The 20,538-nt window shown below is 72.8% G+C and carries 19 protein-coding genes and 2 pseudogenes; 10 read left to right on the top strand and 11 right to left on the bottom strand.

The features are described from left to right. Positions 1-60 precede the first annotated feature (60 nt). The 3 genes and pseudogenes from ACLB9X_RS09030 to ACLB9X_RS09020 all read right to left on the bottom strand — a co-directional run bounded on the left by ACLB9X_RS09030 (position 61) and on the right by ACLB9X_RS09020 (position 3,923). Positions 61-1,651: pseudogene (locus ACLB9X_RS09030) on the bottom strand (thiamine pyrophosphate-dependent enzyme). 140 nt (positions 1,652-1,791) lie between these two features. Further along, the gene (locus ACLB9X_RS09025) at positions 1,792-3,408 is read right to left on the bottom strand and encodes a phytoene desaturase family protein (RefSeq protein WP_410359734.1); all 1,617 of its coding nucleotides are present in this window, start codon (positions 3,406-3,408) and stop codon (positions 1,792-1,794) included. Positions 3,409-3,473: 65 nt separating this feature from the next. Beyond that, positions 3,474-3,923: an SRPBCC family protein gene (locus ACLB9X_RS09020; RefSeq protein ID WP_410359733.1), complete on the bottom strand. Its 450-nt coding sequence runs from the start codon at positions 3,921-3,923 to the stop codon at positions 3,474-3,476. A gap of 193 nt (positions 3,924-4,116) precedes the next feature. On the opposite strand from ACLB9X_RS09020, the gene ACLB9X_RS09015 reads away from it, so the two are divergent. Next, entirely contained in the window at positions 4,117-5,010 is an 894-nt protein-coding gene (locus ACLB9X_RS09015; RefSeq protein WP_410359732.1) for an SDR family oxidoreductase, read from the top strand. 21 nt (positions 5,011-5,031) lie between these two features. On the opposite strand, the gene ACLB9X_RS09010 is transcribed toward ACLB9X_RS09015, so the two are convergent. Both ACLB9X_RS09010 and ACLB9X_RS09005 read right to left on the bottom strand, forming a co-directional pair. Next, complete coding sequence (locus ACLB9X_RS09010; protein WP_410359731.1) at positions 5,032-5,703, bottom strand: phosphoribosyltransferase; 672 nt, start codon at positions 5,701-5,703, stop codon at positions 5,032-5,034. Positions 5,704-5,769: 66 nt separating this feature from the next. Further along, entirely contained in the window at positions 5,770-6,186 is a 417-nt protein-coding gene (locus ACLB9X_RS09005; RefSeq protein WP_410359730.1) for a CBS domain-containing protein, read from the bottom strand. Between the two features lie 284 nt (positions 6,187-6,470). On the opposite strand from ACLB9X_RS09005, the gene ACLB9X_RS09000 reads away from it, so the two are divergent. After that, positions 6,471-7,004 carry a hypothetical protein gene (locus ACLB9X_RS09000; protein WP_410359729.1) on the top strand — a complete coding sequence of 178 codons (534 nt, stop codon included), beginning with the start codon at positions 6,471-6,473 and terminating at the stop codon, positions 7,002-7,004. 34 nt (positions 7,005-7,038) lie between these two features. Here ACLB9X_RS09000 and ACLB9X_RS08995 read toward each other — a convergent pair whose 3' ends face one another. Beyond that, complete coding sequence (locus tag ACLB9X_RS08995) at positions 7,039-7,230, bottom strand: DUF2795 domain-containing protein (RefSeq protein WP_410359728.1); 192 nt, start codon at positions 7,228-7,230, stop codon at positions 7,039-7,041. A 71-nt stretch (positions 7,231-7,301) separates the two neighbouring features. After that, positions 7,302-7,751, bottom strand: coding sequence for a DUF6098 family protein (locus ACLB9X_RS08990; protein WP_410359727.1), 450 nt, complete (start codon positions 7,749-7,751; stop codon positions 7,302-7,304). Positions 7,752-7,917: 166 nt separating this feature from the next. Here ACLB9X_RS08990 and ACLB9X_RS08985 point away from each other — a divergent pair, with 166 nt between their 5' ends. Further along, positions 7,918-8,826: a glycosyltransferase family 2 protein gene (locus ACLB9X_RS08985; RefSeq protein WP_410360079.1), complete on the top strand. Its 909-nt coding sequence runs from the start codon at positions 7,918-7,920 to the stop codon at positions 8,824-8,826. 123 nt (positions 8,827-8,949) lie between these two features. Further along, positions 8,950-9,099 (top strand): hypothetical protein, encoded by a 150-nt coding sequence (locus tag ACLB9X_RS08980; protein WP_410359726.1) that lies wholly within the window; start codon positions 8,950-8,952, stop codon positions 9,097-9,099. 135 nt (positions 9,100-9,234) lie between these two features. On the opposite strand, the gene ACLB9X_RS08975 is transcribed toward ACLB9X_RS08980, so the two are convergent. Then, positions 9,235-9,798, bottom strand: coding sequence for a hemerythrin domain-containing protein (locus ACLB9X_RS08975; protein ID WP_410359725.1), 564 nt, complete (start codon positions 9,796-9,798; stop codon positions 9,235-9,237). 247 nt (positions 9,799-10,045) lie between these two features. Here ACLB9X_RS08975 and ACLB9X_RS08970 point away from each other — a divergent pair, with 247 nt between their 5' ends. After that, on the top strand, positions 10,046-11,044 hold the full coding sequence (locus ACLB9X_RS08970; protein ID WP_410359724.1) for a Ku protein: 999 nt from the start codon (positions 10,046-10,048) through the stop codon (positions 11,042-11,044). A 123-nt stretch (positions 11,045-11,167) separates the two neighbouring features. After that, entirely contained in the window at positions 11,168-11,620 is a 453-nt protein-coding gene (locus ACLB9X_RS08965; protein ID WP_410359723.1) for a YbhB/YbcL family Raf kinase inhibitor-like protein, read from the top strand. A gap of 180 nt (positions 11,621-11,800) precedes the next feature. On the opposite strand, the gene ACLB9X_RS08960 is transcribed toward ACLB9X_RS08965, so the two are convergent. Together ACLB9X_RS08960 and ACLB9X_RS08955 are read right to left on the bottom strand one after the other, a co-directional pair. Further along, a complete protein-coding gene (locus tag ACLB9X_RS08960; protein WP_410359722.1) occupies positions 11,801-11,992 on the bottom strand; it encodes a DUF6381 family protein in 192 nt (63 codons plus the stop codon). Between the two features lie 75 nt (positions 11,993-12,067). Further along, a complete protein-coding gene (locus ACLB9X_RS08955; RefSeq protein ID WP_410359721.1) occupies positions 12,068-13,024 on the bottom strand; it encodes an MFS transporter in 957 nt (318 codons plus the stop codon). Here ACLB9X_RS08955 and ACLB9X_RS08950 point away from each other — a divergent pair. Further along, a pseudogene (locus ACLB9X_RS08950) lies at positions 12,981-13,702 on the top strand (AraC family transcriptional regulator). The gene ACLB9X_RS08955 and the pseudogene ACLB9X_RS08950 sit on opposite strands and share 44 nt — an antisense overlap. Before the next feature lie 76 nt (positions 13,703-13,778). Here the strand turns inward: ACLB9X_RS08950 and ACLB9X_RS08945 are convergent. Further along, positions 13,779-14,825, bottom strand: coding sequence for a GAF domain-containing protein (locus ACLB9X_RS08945; RefSeq protein WP_410359720.1), 1,047 nt, complete (start codon positions 14,823-14,825; stop codon positions 13,779-13,781). Between the two features lie 694 nt (positions 14,826-15,519). Here ACLB9X_RS08945 and ACLB9X_RS08940 point away from each other — a divergent pair. The 3 genes from ACLB9X_RS08940 (at position 15,520) to ACLB9X_RS08930 (ending at position 20,369) form a co-directional block, all read left to right on the top strand. Then, on the top strand, positions 15,520-17,478 hold the full coding sequence (locus tag ACLB9X_RS08940; RefSeq protein ID WP_410359719.1) for a beta-ketoacyl synthase N-terminal-like domain-containing protein: 1,959 nt from the start codon (positions 15,520-15,522) through the stop codon (positions 17,476-17,478). Further along, complete coding sequence (locus ACLB9X_RS08935) at positions 17,475-19,052, top strand: amino acid adenylation domain-containing protein (protein WP_410359718.1); 1,578 nt, start codon at positions 17,475-17,477, stop codon at positions 19,050-19,052. The genes ACLB9X_RS08940 and ACLB9X_RS08935 overlap by 4 nt, the downstream gene beginning before the upstream one ends. 126 nt (positions 19,053-19,178) lie before the next feature. Then, a complete protein-coding gene (locus ACLB9X_RS08930; protein WP_410359717.1) occupies positions 19,179-20,369 on the top strand; it encodes an FAD-dependent oxidoreductase in 1,191 nt (396 codons plus the stop codon). Positions 20,370-20,538 lie beyond the last annotated feature (169 nt).

Raw genomic sequence — 20,538 nt, 5'->3', positions numbered from 1 at the left:
TCGCGCACGGGGGACCGGCCCGAGGCCGGTGTGCTCACCGGGCTCGGACGGCGCTTCGCCTCACCCGCTTCGGTCGCCCTCCGCACCGGGACGGTCGCCCCGGTGCCGGGTCCCCGGCAGCAGTTCCTGCACCTTCGCCTTGAAACCCTGCCGGAGCACGGCCGCCCGGTCGCTGTCGCCGTGCCAGATCGCCGCCGCCGCGGCCTCGATCTGGTCGAGCGAGGCGTGCGGCGGTACGGGGGGAACGGCCGGGTCCGTGAGGAAGTCGATGACGAAGGGCCGGTCGGCGGCGAGGGCCTGCCGCCACGCCGCTTCGACCTGCTTCGGCTTCTCGACCCGTATACCGTCGAGCCCCATGTGCCGCGCGATCTCGGCGTAGGGCAGATCGGGGATGGCTTGCGACTCCTCGAACTGCGGCGCTCCGGACATGGCCCGCATCTCCCACGTGACCTGGTTGAGGTCCTGGTTGTTGAGGACGGCCACGACGAGCCGCGGGTCGGACCACTCGTGCCGGTACTTCGCGGCCGTGACCATCTCCATCATGCCGTTCATCTGCATCGCCCCGTCGCCGACCAGCGCGATCGCCGGGCGGTCCGGGTGGGCGAACTTCGCGCCGATCGCGTACGGCACGCCCGGCCCCATGGTGGCCAGCGTGCCGGACAGCGAGCCGCGCATCCCGCCGCGCAGCCGCAGATGACGCGCGTACCAGTTGGCGGCGGAACCCGAGTCCGCGGTGACGACCACGTCGTCGGGCAGCAGCCCGTCCAGGGCGTGCACCACGTACTCAGGGTTGACCGGGTCGGCGTCCACGGCCGCCCTGCGCTGCATGACCTCCCACCAGCGGGCGACGTTCATCTCGATCTCGTCCCGCCAGGCGCGGCTCTCCTTGCGGTGCAGGCGGGGCAGCAGCCGCCGCAGCGTCTCGCGCGCGTCGCCGACGAGGTTGACCTCGAACGGGTAGCGCAACCCGATCATGTGCGGGTCGATGTCGATCTGCACCCCGCGCGCCTGGTCCAGCTCCGGCAGTGCCGGAGTTGAGCACATCGGCGGCCCGTTCGAGGTCCTGGTCCGCCGGCACGGGCGCGTAGCTGCCGATGCCCAGGCTGGAGGGGACCATCTTGAAGGCGTGTCCCGGCGGGGTGTGTTCGAGCTCCTGGACGTCGGCCGGGACGATGACCGCGGTCACAGTTCGCCGGGCGTACGCGGTGCGCACGGCGCGGTCGAGCACATTGGGCAACTGCTCGGGAACGGTGACCGTCTCGCAGTAGTCGGACGCGACGTCCTTGTACAGCCCGGCGAGGTCCACCTCCTGCTGGTAGGAGCCGCCCATGGCGCTGCGGTTGGTCTGCCCGACGATCGCCACGAGCGGTACGTCATCGAGCTTGGCGTCGTAGAGGCCGTTGAGCAGATGGATGGCGCCGGGCCCGGAAGTCGCCGCGCACACGCCGACCTTGCCGGAGAACTTCGCGTAGCCGACGGCCTGGAGAGCGGACATCTCCTCGTGGCGCGACTGGATGAACCTGGGGTTGTCGTCCGCGCGTCCCCAGGCGGCGAGCAGGCCGTTGATGCCGTCACCGGCATACGCGAAGACGTGGGTCACGTCCCATGCGCGCAGCCTTTCCAGGATGTAGTCGGAGACCTTGGTGGCCACGTCGGTTCCTCTCTCACGGCTGCGGGTGGGCTTCGTCCCCCGTGTCGTCCTGCGTCCTGCGCGCGGCGTCCACGCCTGACGCGCTGCGGGTACCACCGCGCCCGCCCGCGAAACGGACCCCCGGCGGAACAGGCCGCCGATCAGGCACCGCGCTCTCCGCGGCGGTTGAGCGAACGCCACGCACGGCTGAGCAGCCCGTGCGGCGACCACGTACGCAACGCGGCACGCGCGGCGTTGGCACCCGGCGCGCCGTGCACGCCGCCGCCGGGATGGGCCGAGGCGGAGGCGAGGTACAGGTTCCTGACCGGTGTCTCGGGACGGCCGGTGCCCGGAACGGGCCGGAACACCAGCTGCTGATGCACGGCGGCCGTCCCGCCGTTGACGGCACCGCCGTGCAGATTGGCGTCCAGCGCCTCCAGCGTCGGTGGCGCGAGGAGCCGCCGCGCCCGGATCGTGGCGCGGAAGCCCGGCGCGTAGCGCTCCACCAGCGCCTCGACGCGGTCGGCCATCGCCTCCTGCTCCCGGCGGTCCCACGCACCCGTGATGCCCGCGTCTCCCGCGTCACCGCGGACGCCCTGCGGGACGTGCGTGTACGCCCAGGCCGACTCCGTACCCGGCGGGGAGCGGCCGGCGTCCGCCTTGGACATCTGGCCGAACAGGACGAAGGGCTCCTCGGGCACGTGCCCCGTGGCCAGCTGCGCGGCGAACCGCGTCAAGCCGTCGACGCCGTCGGCCAGATGCACCGTCCCCGCCCTCGCGGCCTCGCGGGCGGTCCACGGCACCGGCCGGTCGAGGGCCCAGTCCACCTTGAACGTGGCGAAGTCCCACTGGAACCGGCGCAGTCCGGCCAGCAGATGCGACGGCAGGTGCCGGGCGCCGACCAGGTGGCCGTACAGCGCCGGGGCCGAGACGTCCGCGAGCACCGCACGCCTGGCCGCCACGGTCTCACCGCCCGCCGTCCGCACGGCGACCGCCCGCCCACCGCGTACGACCACTTCGACGACCTCCTGACCGCAGCGCACCGTGCCGCCGCGCCGCCGGAGCCGGGCCACCAGCGCCTCGGGCAGGGCCGAGGCGCCGCCCACCGGCACGGGGAAGCCGACGTGCTGGCCGAGCATGGACAGGAGCCAGCCGAAGCCGCCGCTGCCCGCCGCTTCCGGGGCGAGATCCGCGTGCAGCGCGTTGCCCGCGAGGAGCAGCCGGCCGCCTTCCCCGGCGAACTCCTCCTCTCCCAGCCGCCGCACGGGCAACGCCATCATCCGCGCCAGCCGCAGCCCGCCGGCCGCCCGTACCCGCAGCCCGAGCCGGGCCGCCGCCCGTACCGGCGGGAACGGTGTGAACAACGCGTCGACGATTTCGGAGCCGAGCCGTTGCCACACCCCGCACAGCCGCGTCCACGCCTCCCCGTCACCGGCGGCGAAGGCGTCGAGCGAGCGTGCGGTGTCGGCGGGGCCGCGTTCCAGCACGGCACAGCGGCCGTCCGGCAGCGGATGGGCGAGCACGCTCGGCGCGTGCGACCAGCGCAGCCCCTCGCGCCCGAGGTCGAGGGCCGCGAGGACGGGGGAGGCGGCCGCCAGTGGGTAGAAGGCGCTGAACATGTCGTGGACGTAGCCGGGCATCACACCGCGGTCACTGCGGACGGCACCGCCGGGCTGCGGCTGGGCCTCCAGCACCTCCACGCTCCAGCCGGCGTCGGCGAGCACGTTCGCCGCGACCAGCCCGTTGGGTCCCGCGCCGATCACCACGGCGTCCGGCATGAGTGCGCCTCCCTGGTCAGGGCGTCCGCCTCGGCGACGGACGCCTGCGCCGGGCAGGGCCCGGATCAGTGCGCGCCCGAGGGCACGGACTGCTCAACCGTCTCGGCGAACCGCCGGAGCATTCTGCGGTGCCGCACCTGCTGCAGCGCGTCCAACGCCGCGTTGTGAAGCCGCCCGCCCGTCCCGCGCAACGGGTGCTCGTCGAGGATCACGAGGGTCTCCTCGCCCCAGGGCTTCACCTCGATCGCGATCCTCGCGGTGCCGAGCGGCCCGCTGTACGCCTCCAGTTCGAGGCGCTTGGGGGGATCGCTGTAGCGCACGACGGTACGGCCCTCCGCCTGCCACGGCCCCAGCTTCACGGTGTACGCGATACAGGCGCCCTCGTCGGGCCAGTTGCCCTCCCGCTCCGACGACTGGGACGGTCCGATCACCCAGTCCCCGTAGCGGTCGCCGTCCGACAGCACGGACCAGACCTGCTCGGGAGTCCGGTGGATCAGCTGGTGTCGTACCGCCATGAGCCCTCCTGGAACTCGTCGTGTCCGGTCACGGCCACACCTGTTCAGCCTAGGCCGGTGCCGCCGCCGCGGCCTGTTCACGGCCGCCCGCCGCACTCTGCCGCCCGCGCCACGGCGGCACGTGGCCGTTACGGTGGAGGTCGGACGGCTCCCGCGCGCACCGTGCACCCGTACCCCCGCGAGGAGGCAGGCGATGCACCGGCAGTCACCCCTCGAAGGCCGCACCGTTGTCGTCACCGGCGCGGCGCGCGGCCTGGGCGAGGCCATGGCGCGGGCGCTGGCGCGGCGCGGCGCGCGCCTGGCCCTCATCGGCCTCGAAGGGGACCGGCTGGCCCGTCTCGCGGACCGGCTCGGGGGCCGGGCGCACCACTGGCCGGCCGATGTCGGCGACGACGCGGCGATGTCGCTCACCGCCGCACGCGTACGGGAGCGGCTCGGGCCGCCCTCCGCGGTGATCGCCAACGCCGGTGTCGCCGCGGCAGGCCGCTTCGAGGACACCTCCCCGGCGGCCTGGCGGCGGGTCGTCGAGGTCAACCTGATCGGCAGCGCCAACACGGCACGGGCCTTCCTGCCGGACCTGATCGCCACCCGGGGCTACTACCTCCAGATCACGTCCCTCGCGGCCCTCGGGCCGGCGCCCATGCTGTCGGCCTACTGCGCCTCCAAGGCCGGAGCCGAGGCGTTCGCGCACACCCTGCGGGCCGAGGTCGCCCACCGCGGTGTGGGCGTGGGGGTCGCCTACCTCAGCTGGACGGACACGGAGATGATCCGCGAGGACGCGCCGCCTCCCACCCCCCTGCGGGAGCTGCGTGTGTGGCTGCCCTGGCCCGCCTCGCGCACGTACGACGCCGGCCCGTCCGCCGAACGTCTCGTACGGGGCGTCGAACGCCGACGACCGTCCGTGTACGTGCAGCCGTGGCTGAGGGGCGTGCGGTGGGCCCGGCCGGTGCTTCCCGCGGGCGTGGGCCGGTTCGCGGGCGTCCCCGTGCGCCGCGTCGCGGCAGGGGAGCCGCCGGCCGGGGAGGGCCTGCTGGGCGCGGGGGGCCGGGCCGCCGAGACCCGTGGAGAGGGACCGGACCCCTCCTGAGCCCTCGTGCCGCGGGCAGCCTCAGCCGTCATGCTGCTGCTCCGACAGGATGCCGGGACCGCGCAGTGTGGAGACGACCTCGTCGTCCGAGACCTGGGCGAATTCCTCGTACCACTCGCCGACCGCCAGGAACGAGGACGGCTCGTACAGGCACACCACGTCGTCGGCGTCCTCCCGGACCGATGCGGCGGCATCCGCGGCGCAGACCGGCACGGCGAGGATCAGGCGGGCCGGGTTCCCGGACCGCAGGCGGCGCAGGGCGGCACGCGCGGTGACACCGGTGGCGAGCCCGTCGTCGACCAGGATCACGGTCCGCCCCTCGACGGCGAGCGCCGGCCGCCCGCGGCGGTACAGCTCCTCGCGGCGGTGCAACTCGGCCCGCTCCCGGGCGACATCGGCGGCGAGGTCGTCCTCGGCCAGCCCCAGCATCTCCAGGGCACGCCGGTCGTACACCGGGGGATCGTCGCCCGCGATCGCCCCGATACCCGTCGCCGGATTGCCCGGTACGCCGATCTTGCGGGCCACGACCACGTCGAGGGGTGCCTTGAGCGCCCGGGCGACCTCCGCCGCGACGGGCACTCCGCCGCGCGGCAGCGCGAGGACGAGCGGGTCCGTGACGTCACCGTCGGCTGCCCACTCCAGCAGTCTCAGGGCGAGTTCCTGACCCGCGTGCCGGTGGTCTCGGAAGCGCATCGGTGGTCCTCCGTCCGCCTGCTGCCCCTGCTGCTCTTGTCCGCTTCCTGCCGGAGCGAACGCGGGCTAGTCGGTGGACAGCGCCTCGACCAGCTCACCGACCTGCGGATCGGGCAGGCTGCGCGCGACATCGGCCTGGGCGACCATGCCCACCAGCCGGTGCCCCTCCAGCACGGGCAGACGGCGCACCTTGTGCCGGCTCATGGTGCGCAGGATCTCCGGCGCGTTGGCGTCCGCGCTGATCGTCACCACTTCGCCCTGGGCCAGCTCCCCGGCCTTGCACTCGGCGGGGTCCTTCCCTGCGCCCAGCACCTTCACGACGATGTCGCGGTCGGTGAGCATGCCCTTGAGCTTGTTGTCGGTGCCGCAGATCGGCAGTGCCCCGACTCCCAGCTCCTTCATCTTCTGGGCGGCCACCAGCACGGTCTCCTCGGCACCGATGCACTCGGCACCGCGCGTCATGATCTCTCGTGCGGTCGTCATGTTCCGTTCCTCCTTCACGCCGTGCCCGATGGCGGACCGGCAGCGGATCTGTCGAGGTGACCGGGTACGGGTGCCCGTCGCGGTGGTCCCGTAACGCTCCCCGGCTGCCCTGTGGTCGTTGATCAGCCCCGCGATCACGCGCCCGGCCGCGCGCCGCTCCGGCTCTCGGATGTGTCCAAGGCCACGTGCTGTCCGTGACGTGGGCCATGTGCGGGGAGCGCCCGGAAAGGTAGCGTCTGGCGGCACTCTCCCGATCTCTCCCACGGATGCGGACGGCCCGGCCAGTGCCCCCAGCTCTCTCCCCGCTCATCGCGGCGACCGCCCAGTGGCTGACCCGCGCCTACCCCTCGGGCGACGGCGCGCTGGACACCGCGCTCGCTGACGTGCAGGCGCGCCAGGCCGTCACGGTCGCCGCCTGGCTGCGCTACCCGACGCCGATGGACGCCGCGCTCGTCACGGTGGCAGGGCCCGGCGGCTCGGGCCGGCTGGACTGGGTCGCAGGGTCCGACGGCGCCGACCCGGCAGCAGGTGCCGCGGGTGACCACGCGTGGCGCACGTGGGTGGACGAGGTGGTCGCGAGCTGGGCGGCCTGCCTGCTCAGCGCCCCCGGACTGGCCGCGGCCGCGGTGGCCGCACTCGCTGGATGCGAACACGCCAACGGCTCGCCGATCGAGTTCCGGCGCCTGGTCACGCCCGATGAACGGGACCGCCGAGCCGCGGTGCTGTTGCGGCACCCGGATCTGCTCGCGCCCGTAGCCGCACTCCACCGTGCCCAGCTCCTGGACCGGCTGGAGGCGTACTCCGCGCCGGCCGCCTGAGGCGGCATTCACGGTCGGGCGCGAAGCGGCCGGGTCAGGTTCCCTTGCTGACTTCCTTGTTGACTGCTGCGGGAGAGTCGTACTCCTTTTCCGGCAGAGCCGACAACGCCTGCTTGATCTCCTTGCTGGCGCCGTGGCTCTTCGCCGTTTCGACGATGTCCTTCTTGCTGGCGGGATAGCTCACTCCGCCCAGCGCCTTCTGCATTTCGATGGGGTTCACGTTCATGCGGCGACGGGTACCCCCGCTTTCCCGGGCCGAACATCCCCCCGGAATTCCGTGGCAGTGGCAGAGGATCCCTATCGGCCGTCGCGCCGCAAAGGCCCCCAGCCGCCTTCCTGCCGGGCGACTTCCTCGGCCGCCTCCTCGATCACTCGTGCGTCGATCCAGCCGATCGGCTCGACATGCTGGACCAGCGGCTCGTTGTCGGGACCACGGCCGGCCTCCTGGCCCCGCAGCGCCCACGGATGGACTCCGGGCCCCTTGTCGCGCGGCAGGTGCGCGTAGTCGTAGAGGCGTCGGGCCACCCACACCCGCACCGGACGGTTGTCCCACCACGGCTCGACGTCGAGGGAATTCGCGGACAGTCCCGGCAGCGGTACTCCCGTGAGATCGTCGGTGCTCGACAGCGATTTCAGGTCGGCCGCGGGCCCACGCGACCAGCGCACGTACAGGCTCCCGCGCCGCTCGACGAGGCCGGTCAATTCCTCGAGCGTACGAAGGACGGGCAATTCGTCGGGGGAACTCATACCGGTGGTCACTCCTTGCTGCTGTCCGTTCACCGTCCTGTGGCGACTTCCACCGCCCCGTGGCGGCCCTGAAAACGGCATTCGCTGCGCATCCGCCGATTGGCGCGGCCTATGAGGAGGTACCCATGGCGGCGGAACGGAATCGACCGTGCGAAACGAAGGGGTGATGCCGGTGGAGGAGGCCGAGGAGCGAGGGAGCGGGCCGTCGCCGGGAGACCGCTCGCGGATCGGCATCGTCGTGATCACCCGTAACCGGTGCACGAGCCTGCTCTGTACCCTGGACCGGCTGGCGCGGCTTCCCGAGCGGCCACCCGTCGCCGTGGTGGACAACGGTTCCACGGACGGCACCGCGGACGCGGTACGCGCCGGGCACCCCGGCGTGCGGCTCCTGAGCCCCGGCCGCAACCTGTCCGCCGCCGGACGTACGCGCGGGGCAGCGGCTCTCGACACCCCGTACGTCGCGTTCAGCGACGACGACTCATGGTGGGAGGCCGGCGCCCTCGCCCGGGCCGCGGACCTCTTCGACACCCATCCCCGGCTGGGCCTGCTGTCCGCCGCGACCCTCGTGGGGCCCGAGCGTCTGCCCGACCCGCTGAACGCCGCGCTGCGCGACTCGCCGCTGGGCCGGGAGCCGGATCTGCCGGGTCCTTCGGTGCTCGGCTTCCTCGCGTGTGCCGCCGTGGTGCGGCGGGCGGCGTTCTTGCAGGTGGGAGGCTTCCACCCGCTGCTCGAGGTCGGCGGTGAGGAGCAACTGCTCGCGATCGATCTGGAAGCGCGGGGCTGGGGAGTCGTCCACTGCCCCGACGTCGTGGCCCGGCACGACCCCGACGGGCTGCCCCGCCCGGGGCGGGTGGCCCGGATGTGGCGCAACGCCCTGCTCACGGCGTGGCTGCGCCGGCCGCTGCGGCAGGCCCTCCTGCAGTCCGCAGAGCTGGCCCTGCACGCCCCGGGCGATCCGCGGGCCCGCACGGCACTGGCCGACACCGCGCGGCGGCTGCCCGCCGCGCTGGCCCGCCGGCACAGGATCCCGGCCCGCGTGGAGCGCCGGATCCGGATGCTGGAGCGGCAGTCGTGAGCGGGCGCCGCAGGCCCGTGGTGGTTTCCTGGTGGGCCCGCCGGGAACCCGGCATCAGGTGCCGTCCGAGGGGGCGACGAGTCCTCGGGCCCGCGCCCTCATAGACAGGCCAGGGAGAGAACCATGACCGAGCAGACCCCCAGTCAGGCAGAGGGAACCGACGAGAGCGGCGAGATCCAGGAGGAGCACGGGAAGGACGTGCCCCGGACGACGCCCTCGCAGGCGGAGGGGGAGCGCGAGGACGAGGAACAGGAGGGCGGCGACGCTGCCTGACGTTCGGCCGGGCGGCGTCGCGGCCTGACGTTCGGCCGGGCGGCGTCGCGGCCTGACGTACGGCCGGGCGGAGACGCGGCCTGACGCAGCAGGGGTGGCCGGGAGACGTCTCGCTCCGGCCACCCCTGGCGTCGGTCAGCGCTGCGTGCCGCGGCCGGCCAGCATGTCGCGCACCCGGTCGACCATGCCGACACCCGGCGCGAGAATCTTGTTGGCCGGCGCGGTGTCCGGGGCCGTGGGGTGCGGGCGGGTCGGTGCCTTCTCCTTCGCCGAGCGCACCCTGTGGCCCAGCTCGTCGAGGGCCTGCGCCGAGCAGACCTCCTCCAACAGGGGGAAGAGCCGCTGCTCCTCGTCCCGGATGTGCTCGGTGACCGCCGACCGCAGCCGGCCGAGCAGCATGTCGAACCGGTCGTCACCCGGCTCGCACCCTTCCAGTTCCTTCAGCAGACGCTCGACCTCGGCGTGATCCGCGATCTCCTTGTCGGCCATGTCGTCCCCGTCGTCGACGTAGCGGCGCACCGTGGGGTACAGGTGCTGCTCCTCGGCGATCGCATGGCGGACGAGCGCGATGGTCAACTGGTCCACCAGATCACGTTGGTGCTGATCGGCTGCTGTGTGGGCCTGGATCTGAGCGAACAGCGAGTCCACCTCGCGGTGATCCTGCGTCAGTTCGTTGATCACATTGCCGCCGTGTCCCACCTGGGGCTCTCCTTCCAATCGTCTGCGCCCGGTGACTCGGGCCGACCGTGCCGTCCTGCCGCGTACCAGCCACGGGGGGCCTGGGCCGACGCCCAGCGGGAATGCCTTCCACGGCCCTCGGGGGCCATCACGAGGCGCGCGCCGTGCCACCCGAAAGGGGGCCGCGAGCGCACCCACTCGGGCAGGGATGTGATCGCCGAGGGCGGGTAACCGCGAGGTGGCAACGGCGCAGTGGGAGGTGGTGGCGATGGCCCGCCCCGTGTGGTCGGGGGTCCTTTCCTTCGGACTGGTGAGTGTGCCGATCGGTCTCTACACGGCGACCGACAGCCACACGATCCACTTCCACCAGCTGCAGCGCGGCACCTCGGACCGGATCAGGAACCGGCGGGTCAACGAGCGCACCGGGAAGGAGGTCGAGCTCGCGGACATCGTCAAGGGCTACGACGTCGGCGACGAGTATGTCCTCGTAAAACCCGCCGAGTTGGACGAGATCGCTCCGGGCCGCTCGCGCGCGCTGGAGATCAGCGGGTTCGTGGACCTGGACGATATCGATCCGATCTTCTTCGACACGACGTACTACCTGGGCCCGAGGGGCAAGGAGTACGGCCAGGTCTACCGGCTGCTGGAACAGGCGCTGGCGCGGTCGAACCGGGCCGGGATCGCGACCTTCGTGATGCGCCGGCGCGCGTACCTCGTCGCGGTAAAGTCCGAGAAGGGGCTGCTGACCTGCCACACCCTGCACTGGGCCGACGAGATCCGGGACCCGCGGCACGAGATCCCGCAGCTGCCGGGGCCGGGCAAGGCGTCCGTCAAGGAACTGCGCATGGCCGAGCAGCTGATCGAGGCGCTCAGCACCGACTGGGACCCGGCCGCCTTCCACGACACGTACCAGGAGAAGGTCGCCGCCCTGATCAAGGCCAAACAGGCCGGCGAGAGCGTGGAGAAGGCACAGCCGCCGGCGAAGGCCACGAACGTCGTCGACCTGATGGACGCGCTGCGCGCAAGCGTCGAGCGCGCCCGCGGCCCCAAGCGCGCCGGAGGCAAGGCGGCCTCGCGGGGCGCGCGGCAGGCGACGGCCGGGAAGAAGCAGCCGGCGACGAAGCGTGCCCGGTCGGGCACCGCGGGCAGGGCGTCGCTGAAGGACCTGTCCAAGGCGGAGCTGTACAAGAAGGCGACGGCGGCCCACATCGCCGGCCGTTCCGCCATGACGCGCGACGATCTGATCGACGCGCTGGCGGCCGCGTGAACCGTCGGGCCCGGCCGGCAGCCCCGAGATCACGGGCCCGTGCACGAGGCCGTCGCTGCGCCAGTCGCGTGCATATCGACGGCCGTCCCGCAGAGCCGCGCGGCAACCGGGTACGACGCTTCCATGGCTGGAATCGAACTCAGGAGTGCCGCCTTCGACGACGGTGCGTACATCCCGCGCCGCTGCGCCAAGGACGGTGACAACGTCTCGCCCGACCTGTCGTGGTCCGGGGTCCCGGACCGCACCGCCGAACTGCTGCTGTTGTGCGAGGACCCCGACGCGCCCTCAGGGACCTTCGTGCACTGGCTCGTGACGGGCATCGACCCCACGAGCGGGGGCGTCCAGGCCGGACAGACGCCTCCGGGCGGGCAGGAGCGGCCGACCGGCTGGGGTGGGCCCGGCTGGGGCGGGCCCCGGCCGCCCGCCGGCGACAAGGCCCACCGCTATTTCTTCCGGCTCTACGCGCTTCCCGACGCGGTGTCCCTGCCCGGCAACGCGACGGCCCGCGACGTGCACGCCGCGGTGGACCAGCAGGCGCTGTCGAGCGGCAGCCTCGTCGGCCTCTACCAGCGCTGAACGCGGCCAGCCACCCGCCCCCTCCCTCACCGGTCGCGAGTGCGGGCCTCGACGGCCGCCCCGACGGCGACGGGGGCCGGACGCCGCCGAAGCGGCACCCGGCCCCTGTTGTTGCCGCGGCGGCGATCACACGCATCCGAGGGACACGCGCAGGCCGCCGCAGGCAGGCCCGTGACAGGCTCACATCATGGGATCGAGGTCCCTCGGACTCCGTTCCTCGCGCCCGCCGGCCTGCTCGCGCAGTCGGCGTGCCTTCTCCTGCAGGCGCTGACGCTCCTGCGGGTCGGTCGCGCGCTCGGCGGCCTGCTCGATCTCGCGGACCTGCCGACGCAGTTGCTGCTCATTGCCACGGGACTTGTCTGCTGCGCTCATGATCACTCCTCTGTGAACGGGAAGAGCGGGCCGGACCAGCGAAACAGCGGACCGTGGGCCGCGCACCTCGAACGGTCACGGACCGCCATCCGCCCAGGTCATGACCGCGGAAGCCGCTGCCGCGACGCCGTCGCGGCGCCGGTGGTCCCGGGCTCGCGCAGCGGCGCAGCAGGAGTGCGCCGAGCGCGGCAGCGCGATCAGCGGTACGAGGGCGGTGCGCAGCGAGGTGGCGTCGGCGAGTGCGCCGATCACCGGGCTCGCGATGCCGCCGACGCTCACGGCCAGGCCCAGGGTGACCCCGGCGGCCGTGCCGGCCCGTCCGGGCAGGTAGTCCTGGCCGGGGTGATGTGCAGCGAGAACGGCACGAAGGAACAGCGCCGCGGGGCCCGCCAGTTCACCGCCCGCGGTGCGCTCGCGCACGTACACCGCGATGAACGTGCTCAGCCCGACGAAGACGGCCGAGCGGCACACGACGGCACCGGAGAGCCTGCTGAAGGACCGCCAGTCGTCCGTCAGCCGCAGCCTGTTGGCGGATCCGGCGGCCGGCGGACCGGGCTCCGCGACCGGCCGCAGGGCGGCGAGGCACAGCACGGCGCCGGCCAGAGCCGGGACGATCAGCAGGGGCGAGGCGCGCAGCCCGCCGGTGGCGACGACGGCGGCCACCGCGAAGGGCGCCGCGGCGAAGCCGAGGTTGCCGCCGAGTGAGAACCAGCCCATCGCGGCGTGACTGCCGCGGCTCGCGGCGTGTGCGGTACGGGCGGCCTGCGGGTGACAGGCGGCCACGCCGATCCCGGACAGCGCGACCGCCGCCAGGCTGAGAGCGTACGAGCCGCCCACCCCGGCGAGCGCCACGCCCGCACCGCCCACCACCGTGCTCACCGGCAGCAGCCACGGCATGTTCCGCCGGTCGGTGAGTGCCCCGAACAACGGCTGCACCACCGAGGACAGCAGGGAGGCGGCCAGGACGAGGCCGGATGCGGCGGCATAGGTGGAGGACCGCTCGGAGACGAAATACGCCACCAGCGCGGCCACCGCGTCCCATCGTCACGACGACCACCAGATCGTCTACGCGGGCAGTGGAGTCGTGGCCGTCACCACCGACGCCGGGACGTGGTTCTCCCCCGGCACCCATGCCATCTGGGTCCCCGCGGGCTGCGTGCACGCCCACCGTGCGTACGGGCACCTGGAGTTGCATCTGCTGGGGCTGCCCGCCCGTACCAACCCGCCCGGCCTGCACACGCCCGGTGTGCTGACCGTCAGCCCCTTGCTGCGGGAGCTGATCCTCGCGTGGACCCGCGGCCCCCAGGCCGACACTCCCGAGCGCCGGCGGCTGCGTGCGGTCGTCCTCGACCAGCTGCGCGCCTCGCCGCAGCAGCCCGTCCAGCTGCCCACTCCCACCGACCCCCGCCTCGTGGCCGTCTGCGGCCTCCTGCACGACGACCCGGCGGACCCGCGCACGCTGGCCGCTCTGGGAGTCGCGGTGGGAGCCGGTGAGCGCACCCTCAGCCGGCTCTTCCGCCGCGAACTCGGCATGACCTTCCCGCAGTGGCACACCCAGCTGCGGCTCTACCACGCCCTTCGGATGCCGGCCGACGACGTGCCGGTGACCTCGGTCGCCCATCGTTGCGGGTGGCGTCCGCCAGCGCGTTCATCGACGTCTTCCGCCGCGCCTTCGGCTGCACGCCGGGCGCCCACGCCCGGCAGCCGTGAGCCCGGGCGCATACGGACACAGAAGTCCGTTCCCGGCCGTCGAAGAGACCGGGAACCGGCGCGCGACGGCCGGGGCTCACCGTGGGTAGGGGGCGCCTCCGCCCTGCTGCCCGGGGATCGGACCGCCGAAGCCGGCCGCGCCGAGCTGCTCGAACCGCTCCTGGACGTTGGCCGCGAACACCTGCTGCTCGGCGCCCGGGTACGGCTGCTGGGCGTTCATGGCCACCGTCAGGACACCGCTGATCGGCGCCTGGGGCGAGGTGCGCACCGGAGTGCACAGGAAGCTGAAGTCCTGCGGCCCGCGGGAGTCGTAGGTGGTGATGGACGCGTGGGGGAGCGTGGTGGTCCGGCCGGTGTGGAAGGCCTCGTCCATCGCGTTGAAGACACCGACGGCGTCAAGTCCCGTCAGCACGTGCCGGCCCGGGCTGAACTGGGGGACCATGCCGAAGGCGGCGCCCTGCTTGCCGTTGGCGTAGCGCAGCAGGTGTTCCGGCCCCTCGGTGAGCATGATCGGGAAGGGGGCGCCGTCGAACACGGCGAACAGCTCCTGCTGTTGGGCGAGCAGACTGTCGCGCAGCCGGAACTCGGACAGGAGGGTCTGGGTGAGTTCCTGCATACCCTCCTTGAGGTTGCGGTCCCAGGTGCGGGCCACCATGTCGGCCACGCACACGGTGCCGAGGATCATGCCGGTGTGGTCCCGCAGCGGCGTGCCGAGGTAGGAGCGCACTCCCATGTCGTTGACCAGAGGGTTGCCGCGGAACCTCGGGTAGTCGAACACGTCGTCCAGGGCCAGTTGCGATCCCTGGGCCACCACGTGGGGGCAGAAGCCGTAGTCGTTGGGTGCTTCGCGGGCGATGTCGCTGAGGTCGAAGACGATGCCGCGGCCCTCGCCGGCCGCGTGGTCGTCGGGGGAGGACGGCGGGACGTACATGCCGCGGAACATCTGCCGCTCGTCGTTGATGAAGTTGACCATGGCGAGGGGAGCCTGGGTGAAGGCGGCGGCAAGTCGGGCCACTCGGTCGAACGTCGCTTCCGCCTCGACGCTGTTGAGGCCCAGAACCTGGAGCCGGAGCTTGCGCTGCTCGGCGGCACGACCGTTCTGATCGGATGTCAGGGGATCCATGCGGCAGATGTAATCAGATCCCGGCCCTCCGCATCGCACGCACCGGAATCATTTTCTGTCTCACTTGACACGCCGGGACGGTTGCCCCGCACGTCCGATGCCGTAGGCCAGCAGCGGCTCCATGGCCAGGCCGACCGTGATTTCTGTCCAAACCGGGCAAGGTTCCCCCTGTGGTCGATCACTTCCCGCCAATCCATGAACCGGAACGAGCCGAAGCGGTTTGACATATGACAATCATGCGGTGGGTAAACATGCGGTCGGCGTGCCAGGCGATCGCAGGGAGGGGAATAGAGCGGTGGGTCACGTGCGGTTCGGGCTGTGGGCTCACTGCCGCCCCAGGCGCGGGCGAGCGCGCCCGGTCGGTCATGGTGCCGTGCACAACATCACGGCTGTGCACAACGTCACCCAGGAACACTCCACGGCCGCGTGCTCGGCGCGGTCCTCGCCACCGCAGGGCGGTGGTTGCGCCTGTCCGTGAGTCACCGCAACAGGTGAAGGACTCCGGTGCCCGCAGGCCCGACACCACGACGTCAGGCCGGCTGCCCCGTGCGACCGGCCCCGCGGCTGGATGCGGGACCTTCCGCGCCACGGCGGCCCGGCCGCGCTGAAGTGCCCGCTGCCTACGGGAGCCCCCGGAACGACGTAACAACATCTCCCTCGCAAGGACATCGGGAAGCAACGAAGGAGTGTTCTGATGAACAGGTCGGACGTGGACGCACGGTCGGTGGCGGTGATCGGCATGGCCTGCCGGCTCCCCGGCGCGTCGGGGACCGACGAGCTGTGGGAACTGCTGCGTGATGGTATGGACGTCACCAGCGAGACCCCACCTGAACGTTACGACGTCGACGCCCTCTACTCGGCCCGCCCGCAACCCGGTACGGTCGGCAGCCGCCGCGCCGGCTACGTCGACCGAGTGGCGGACTTCGACGCGGAGTTCTTCGGGATGTCCGCCACCGAGGCGGTCGAGCTCGACCCCCAGCAGCGGCTGCTGCTGATGACGGCCTGGGACGCCCTGGAGGACGCCGGCCGGCGGCCCGACGAACTGGCCGGCAGCCGCACCGGCGTGTTCGTCGGCAACGCCAGGTCCGACTACCTGGAGATGAGGTTCCGTCAGGGACTGGAGGCCGCCACACCGTCGCAGTTCAACAACTACCGCTCGCTGCTGCCGGCCCGCCTGTCCTACGTCCTCGACCTCCGGGGACCCAGCGTCGTGCTGGACACCGCCTGCTCCTCCTCCCTGGCCGCCGTGCACAGCGCCGTACAGAGCCTGCGCGCGGGGGAGAGTCCCCTGGCGATCGCCGCGGGCGTGAACCTGGCACTGCGCCCCGACGAGAGCGTCATGATGACGCAGGCCGGCGCCCTCGCCGCCGACGGCCGCAGCAAGTTCGGCGACGCGAACGCCGACGGCCATGCCCCGAGCGACGCGGTGGCCGTCGTCGTCCTCAAGCCCCTCGCCGACGCGCTGGCCGACGGCGACCGCATCCGCGCCGTCATCCAGGGCAGCGCCATCGGCAACGACGGCCGCACCGGCGACTCGCTGCTGACCCCCTCCCGGACGGGTCAGGTCGAGACGCTCCGGTGGGCGTACGAGGACGCCGGAGTGAACCCGGCCGACGTCGACTACGTCGAGGCGCACGGAGCCGGCTCACCCGCACTGGACCCGCTGGAGATCAGCGCGCTGGGCGAGGTGCTCGGGGAGGGCCGGCCCGCCGACCGGCCCCTGCTCGTCGGCTCGGTCAAGAGCAACATCGGCCACGCGGAAGCCGCCGGCGGCATGGCCGGACTGATCAAGGCCGTGCTCTGCCTCGAGCACGGACAGGTCCCGCCCAGCCTGCACCTCACCACCGCGAACCCCGCGGTGGCCTGGCACGAACTGCCGGTGCTGATACCGCAGAAGCTCCACGACCTGCCCGACCTCGGCCGCCCGGCCGTCGCGGGGATCTCCGGTCAGGGCTCCTCGGCCCTCAACGCCCACGTCGTGATCCGGCAGGCCGACCCCCGCCCGGCCGACCCCGCCGCCGCTGCCGACGGCACGCCCTACCTGCTGGCGCTGTCCGCCCGTACGCCCGCCGCGCTCGACGACCTGACCCGCGCCTACACCGCCTACCTCGCTCCCGGCGGCCAGGGCGGCACCCACCCCCTCCGCGACATCTGCTACAGCGCGGCCACCCGCCGCCAGCACCACGAGCACCGCCGGGCCGTCATCGGGGCGACCCACGAGGAGATGGCGGCCGCGCTCGCGCGCACCGAGGCGGAAACCCCGCCGGACGAGATCCCCGAGACCCTCGCCGCGGCCTCGGACCGCTACCTCGCCGGCCTGCCGGTGGACTGGGACGAGGTGTTCGGGAAGGAAGGACGCTTCGTCCCGCTGCCCCGCTACCCCTGGCAGACCAAGCGGTACTGGTTCGGTGACGAGCGGGAGGAGCAGGACGAGGACCTCACCGCCTGGGTGCTGCGCGAGCACGCCCGCGTCCCCTTCGACGACGACTCCGCGCTCGCCGACATCGGCATCGACTCGCTGGCGAAGCTGCGGCTCATCGTGGAGCTGTCGAAGAGGACGGGCCGCGAGGTCGATCCCGAGGACTTCGCCCGCCTGCGCACCGTGGGCGCCCTGCGTACGTGGATCCATGCCCTGGAGGCGGCTGCCTCATGAGCACCCCCCAGACCGCGTACGAGTGGTTCGCCCGCTCGGCCACCGCTTTCGGCCATGACTGCGTCGCCCTGGAGGTGGCGGAGGAACGCCTGACCTACGCCGACCTGCGCGACCTCGCGGACCGGCTCGCGGACCGGCTGGTCGCGGCCAACGGCGGCGACGCGCCCCGGCGCGTGGGGCTGCTGGCCGGCCGCTCGGTGACCGCGTACGCCGGCTACCTCGCCGTCCTGCGCACCGGCGCGGCCGTCGTACCCCTCAACCCCGAGCACCCCCGGGCCCGTACCGCCGACATCGTCAAGGCCGCGGGCCTCGACCTGGCCCTGGCCGACGCCGCCGGCGCCGAGTCCGCCGACCCGAGAATCCCCCTGCTCGTGGTGGGACCCGAGGAGCTGGACTCCCTGCGGGCGGGGCCGCCGCCCGAGCGCTCGCACCGGGCACCCGGCCCCGACGACGTCGCCTACCTCATCTTCACCTCCGGATCGACGGGCACCCCCAAGGGAGTGCCGATCCTGCACCGCAACCTCTCCGCCTACCTCGACCACCTGACGACCCGCTACGACGTCGGGCCGGGCAGCCGGCTGTCGCAGACCTTCGACCTCACCTTCGACGGCTCCGTGCACGACCTGTTCGTCGCCTGGGCGTCCGGCGGCACGCTCGTCGTACAGCAGCGCAGCCAGCTCATGTCACCGGTGAAGACGATCAACGCCCAGCGGCTCACGCACTGGTTCTCCGTACCGTCGCTGATCACCTTCGCCGCACGGCTGGGCACCCTGAAGCCCGGCAGCATGCCGACCCTGCGCTGGAGTGTCTTCGGCGGTGAGCCGCTGCACCGCGCGGCGGCCGAGGAGTGGCAGGCGGCGGCGCCCGGGAGCACGCTGGAGGTGCTCTACGGCCCGACCGAACTCACCGTCTCCTGCACCGCTTTCCGGCTGCCCCGCGACGTGGCGGACTGGCCCGCCACGCCCAACGGGACCGTGCCGATCGGCACCTGCCACCCGTCGCTCGACGTGCTGCTGCTGGACGAGCACGACAGGCCGGCCGACACCGGCGAACTGTGCGTCCGCGGCCCCCAGCGGTTCCCCGGCTACCTCGAACCGGCCAACAACACCGGACGGTTCGTGCCCTTCGAGAACGGCTCAGCCGCGCGGGACGCCGGTGCAGCCGTCCCGCACGACGACGCGGCGGCACCACCGCCGGACCGGCACTGGTACCGCACCGGGGACCGCGTCGCCGTGCGGGACGGGCACCTCGTCCACCTGGGGCGGACGGACCACCAGGTCAAGATCCGGGGCCACCGGATCGAACTCGGCGAGATCGAGGCGATGCTGAGGGAGCAGCCCGGTGTGCGCGACGCTGTCGTGCTCGCCGTCCCGGCCCCCGACGGCGAGCCGGAGCTCGGGGCCGCGGTCAGCGGCGACGACTGCGTGCCCCAGCGGCTGTACGCGGCGCTGGGCGACCGGCTGCCGCCGTACATGCTGCCGAGCCGGATCACCGTCCTTGGTCAGCTGCCGCTCAACGCGAACGGCAAGATCGACCGGAACGCCCTGTTGGCCGAACTCGGGCGGGGTCCCTGACCCACGGCCGCCCCGCCCCCGTCCGCTCACGAGAGGGCGCCTTCCGTCCCCCGTCCGGAGCTGTCGCCCGAGTCCGCCCCCCGAGGCGGCCTCGCGGCTCCCACCCGGCACCGATGTCTGTGAGGCATGCACATGTTCGACGCCATTGTGGTAGGCGCCCGTTGCGCCGGAGCTCCCACCGCCATGCTGCTCGCGCGCGCGGGCCACCGGGTCCTCGTGCTCGACCGGGCGTCCTTCCCCTCCGACACCCTCTCGACCCACCTCGTCCACCAGCCGGGCGTCGCGGCACTCGCCCGCTGGGGCGTGCTGGACACCGTCCGGGCCACCGGCTGCCCGCCCCTGGACCGCGCGGTCTACGAGGTGGCCGACATCCGCCTGGAGGGCTGCGCCCGGGGCGTGGAGGGGCAGCGCGCCGGCTACGCCCCGCGCCGCCACGTCCTCGACACGATCCTGGTGGAGGCGGCCGTCGCCGCCGGTGCCGAGTTCCGCGACCGGTGCTCCGTGACCGGCCTCCTGTACGACGACACCGGGCGCGTCGTCGGCGTGGAGGGCAAGCACGGCGGCCGCACCTTCACCGAGCGGGCCCGCCTCGTGATCGGCGCCGACGGCATGCGCTCCACGGTCGCCCGGCTCAACCGCGCGCGCCACACCGTCCAGGACCCCCGGCTGACCTGCGCCTACTACGGATACTGGCAGGACGTTCCGGCCACCCTCGAACTGTACGAGAAACCGCAGAGCTGGGTTGCCGCCGTACCCACCAACGACGGTGCCACACTCGTCCTGACCTACTTCCCGCAGTCCCGGTTCGAGGAGGTCCGCACCGACGTCCGCAGCGCCTATCTGGGGCAGATCCGCGCCACCGCGCCCGCGCTCTACGACCGGCTCCACGGCAAGCGGCGCGTGGAGCGCCTGCGCGGCACGGGCGACCAGCGGAACTTCTTCCGGCAGGCCACCGGCCCCGGCTGGGTGCTGGTGGGGGACGCCGGACACCACAAGGACTCCATCACCGCCCGCGGGATCAGCGACGCCTTCCTCCAGGCGGAGGCCCTGGCGCGGCGCGTGGGCGACGTGCTCGGCGGCGACCCCCGCCGGCTCGACCCAGCGCTCCGGGACTACGCCGAGGACCGGGACGCCGCCCTCGTGCCGGGCTACGAGTCCACGCTCGCGGTCGCCCGACTGGATCCGCACGAACAGCGACTCGCGCTGCTGCGCGCGGTGGAGAGGGACGAGGACCTCACGGCCATCTACTTCGACATGGTCGCCGGAATTGAGACCGTCAGCGCCCTTTACACCCCCAAGCTGCTGGCCCTGTTGTGACCGGCCCTGCACGCAGTGCTTTTCACAACCGGACGCACGTGTGACGGTGTGCCCTGATCCTGGTACGGTTCAACGGCCGCCGACTGCGGCTGATCTTTTGTCAAGTCGACGCGCTCTAGGGGTACTTGAGCATTCATTTGGACGGTCCCTAACTGCCATCAGTGTTTCG

Origin of the sequence: Streptomyces sp. 5K101, assembly GCF_046506645.1 — a bacterium.
GTDB lineage: Bacteria > Actinomycetota > Actinomycetes > Streptomycetales > Streptomycetaceae > Streptomyces.
Note: the sequence above shows the minus strand (reverse complement) of the source record. Positions and strands in the feature narration are given on the sequence as shown.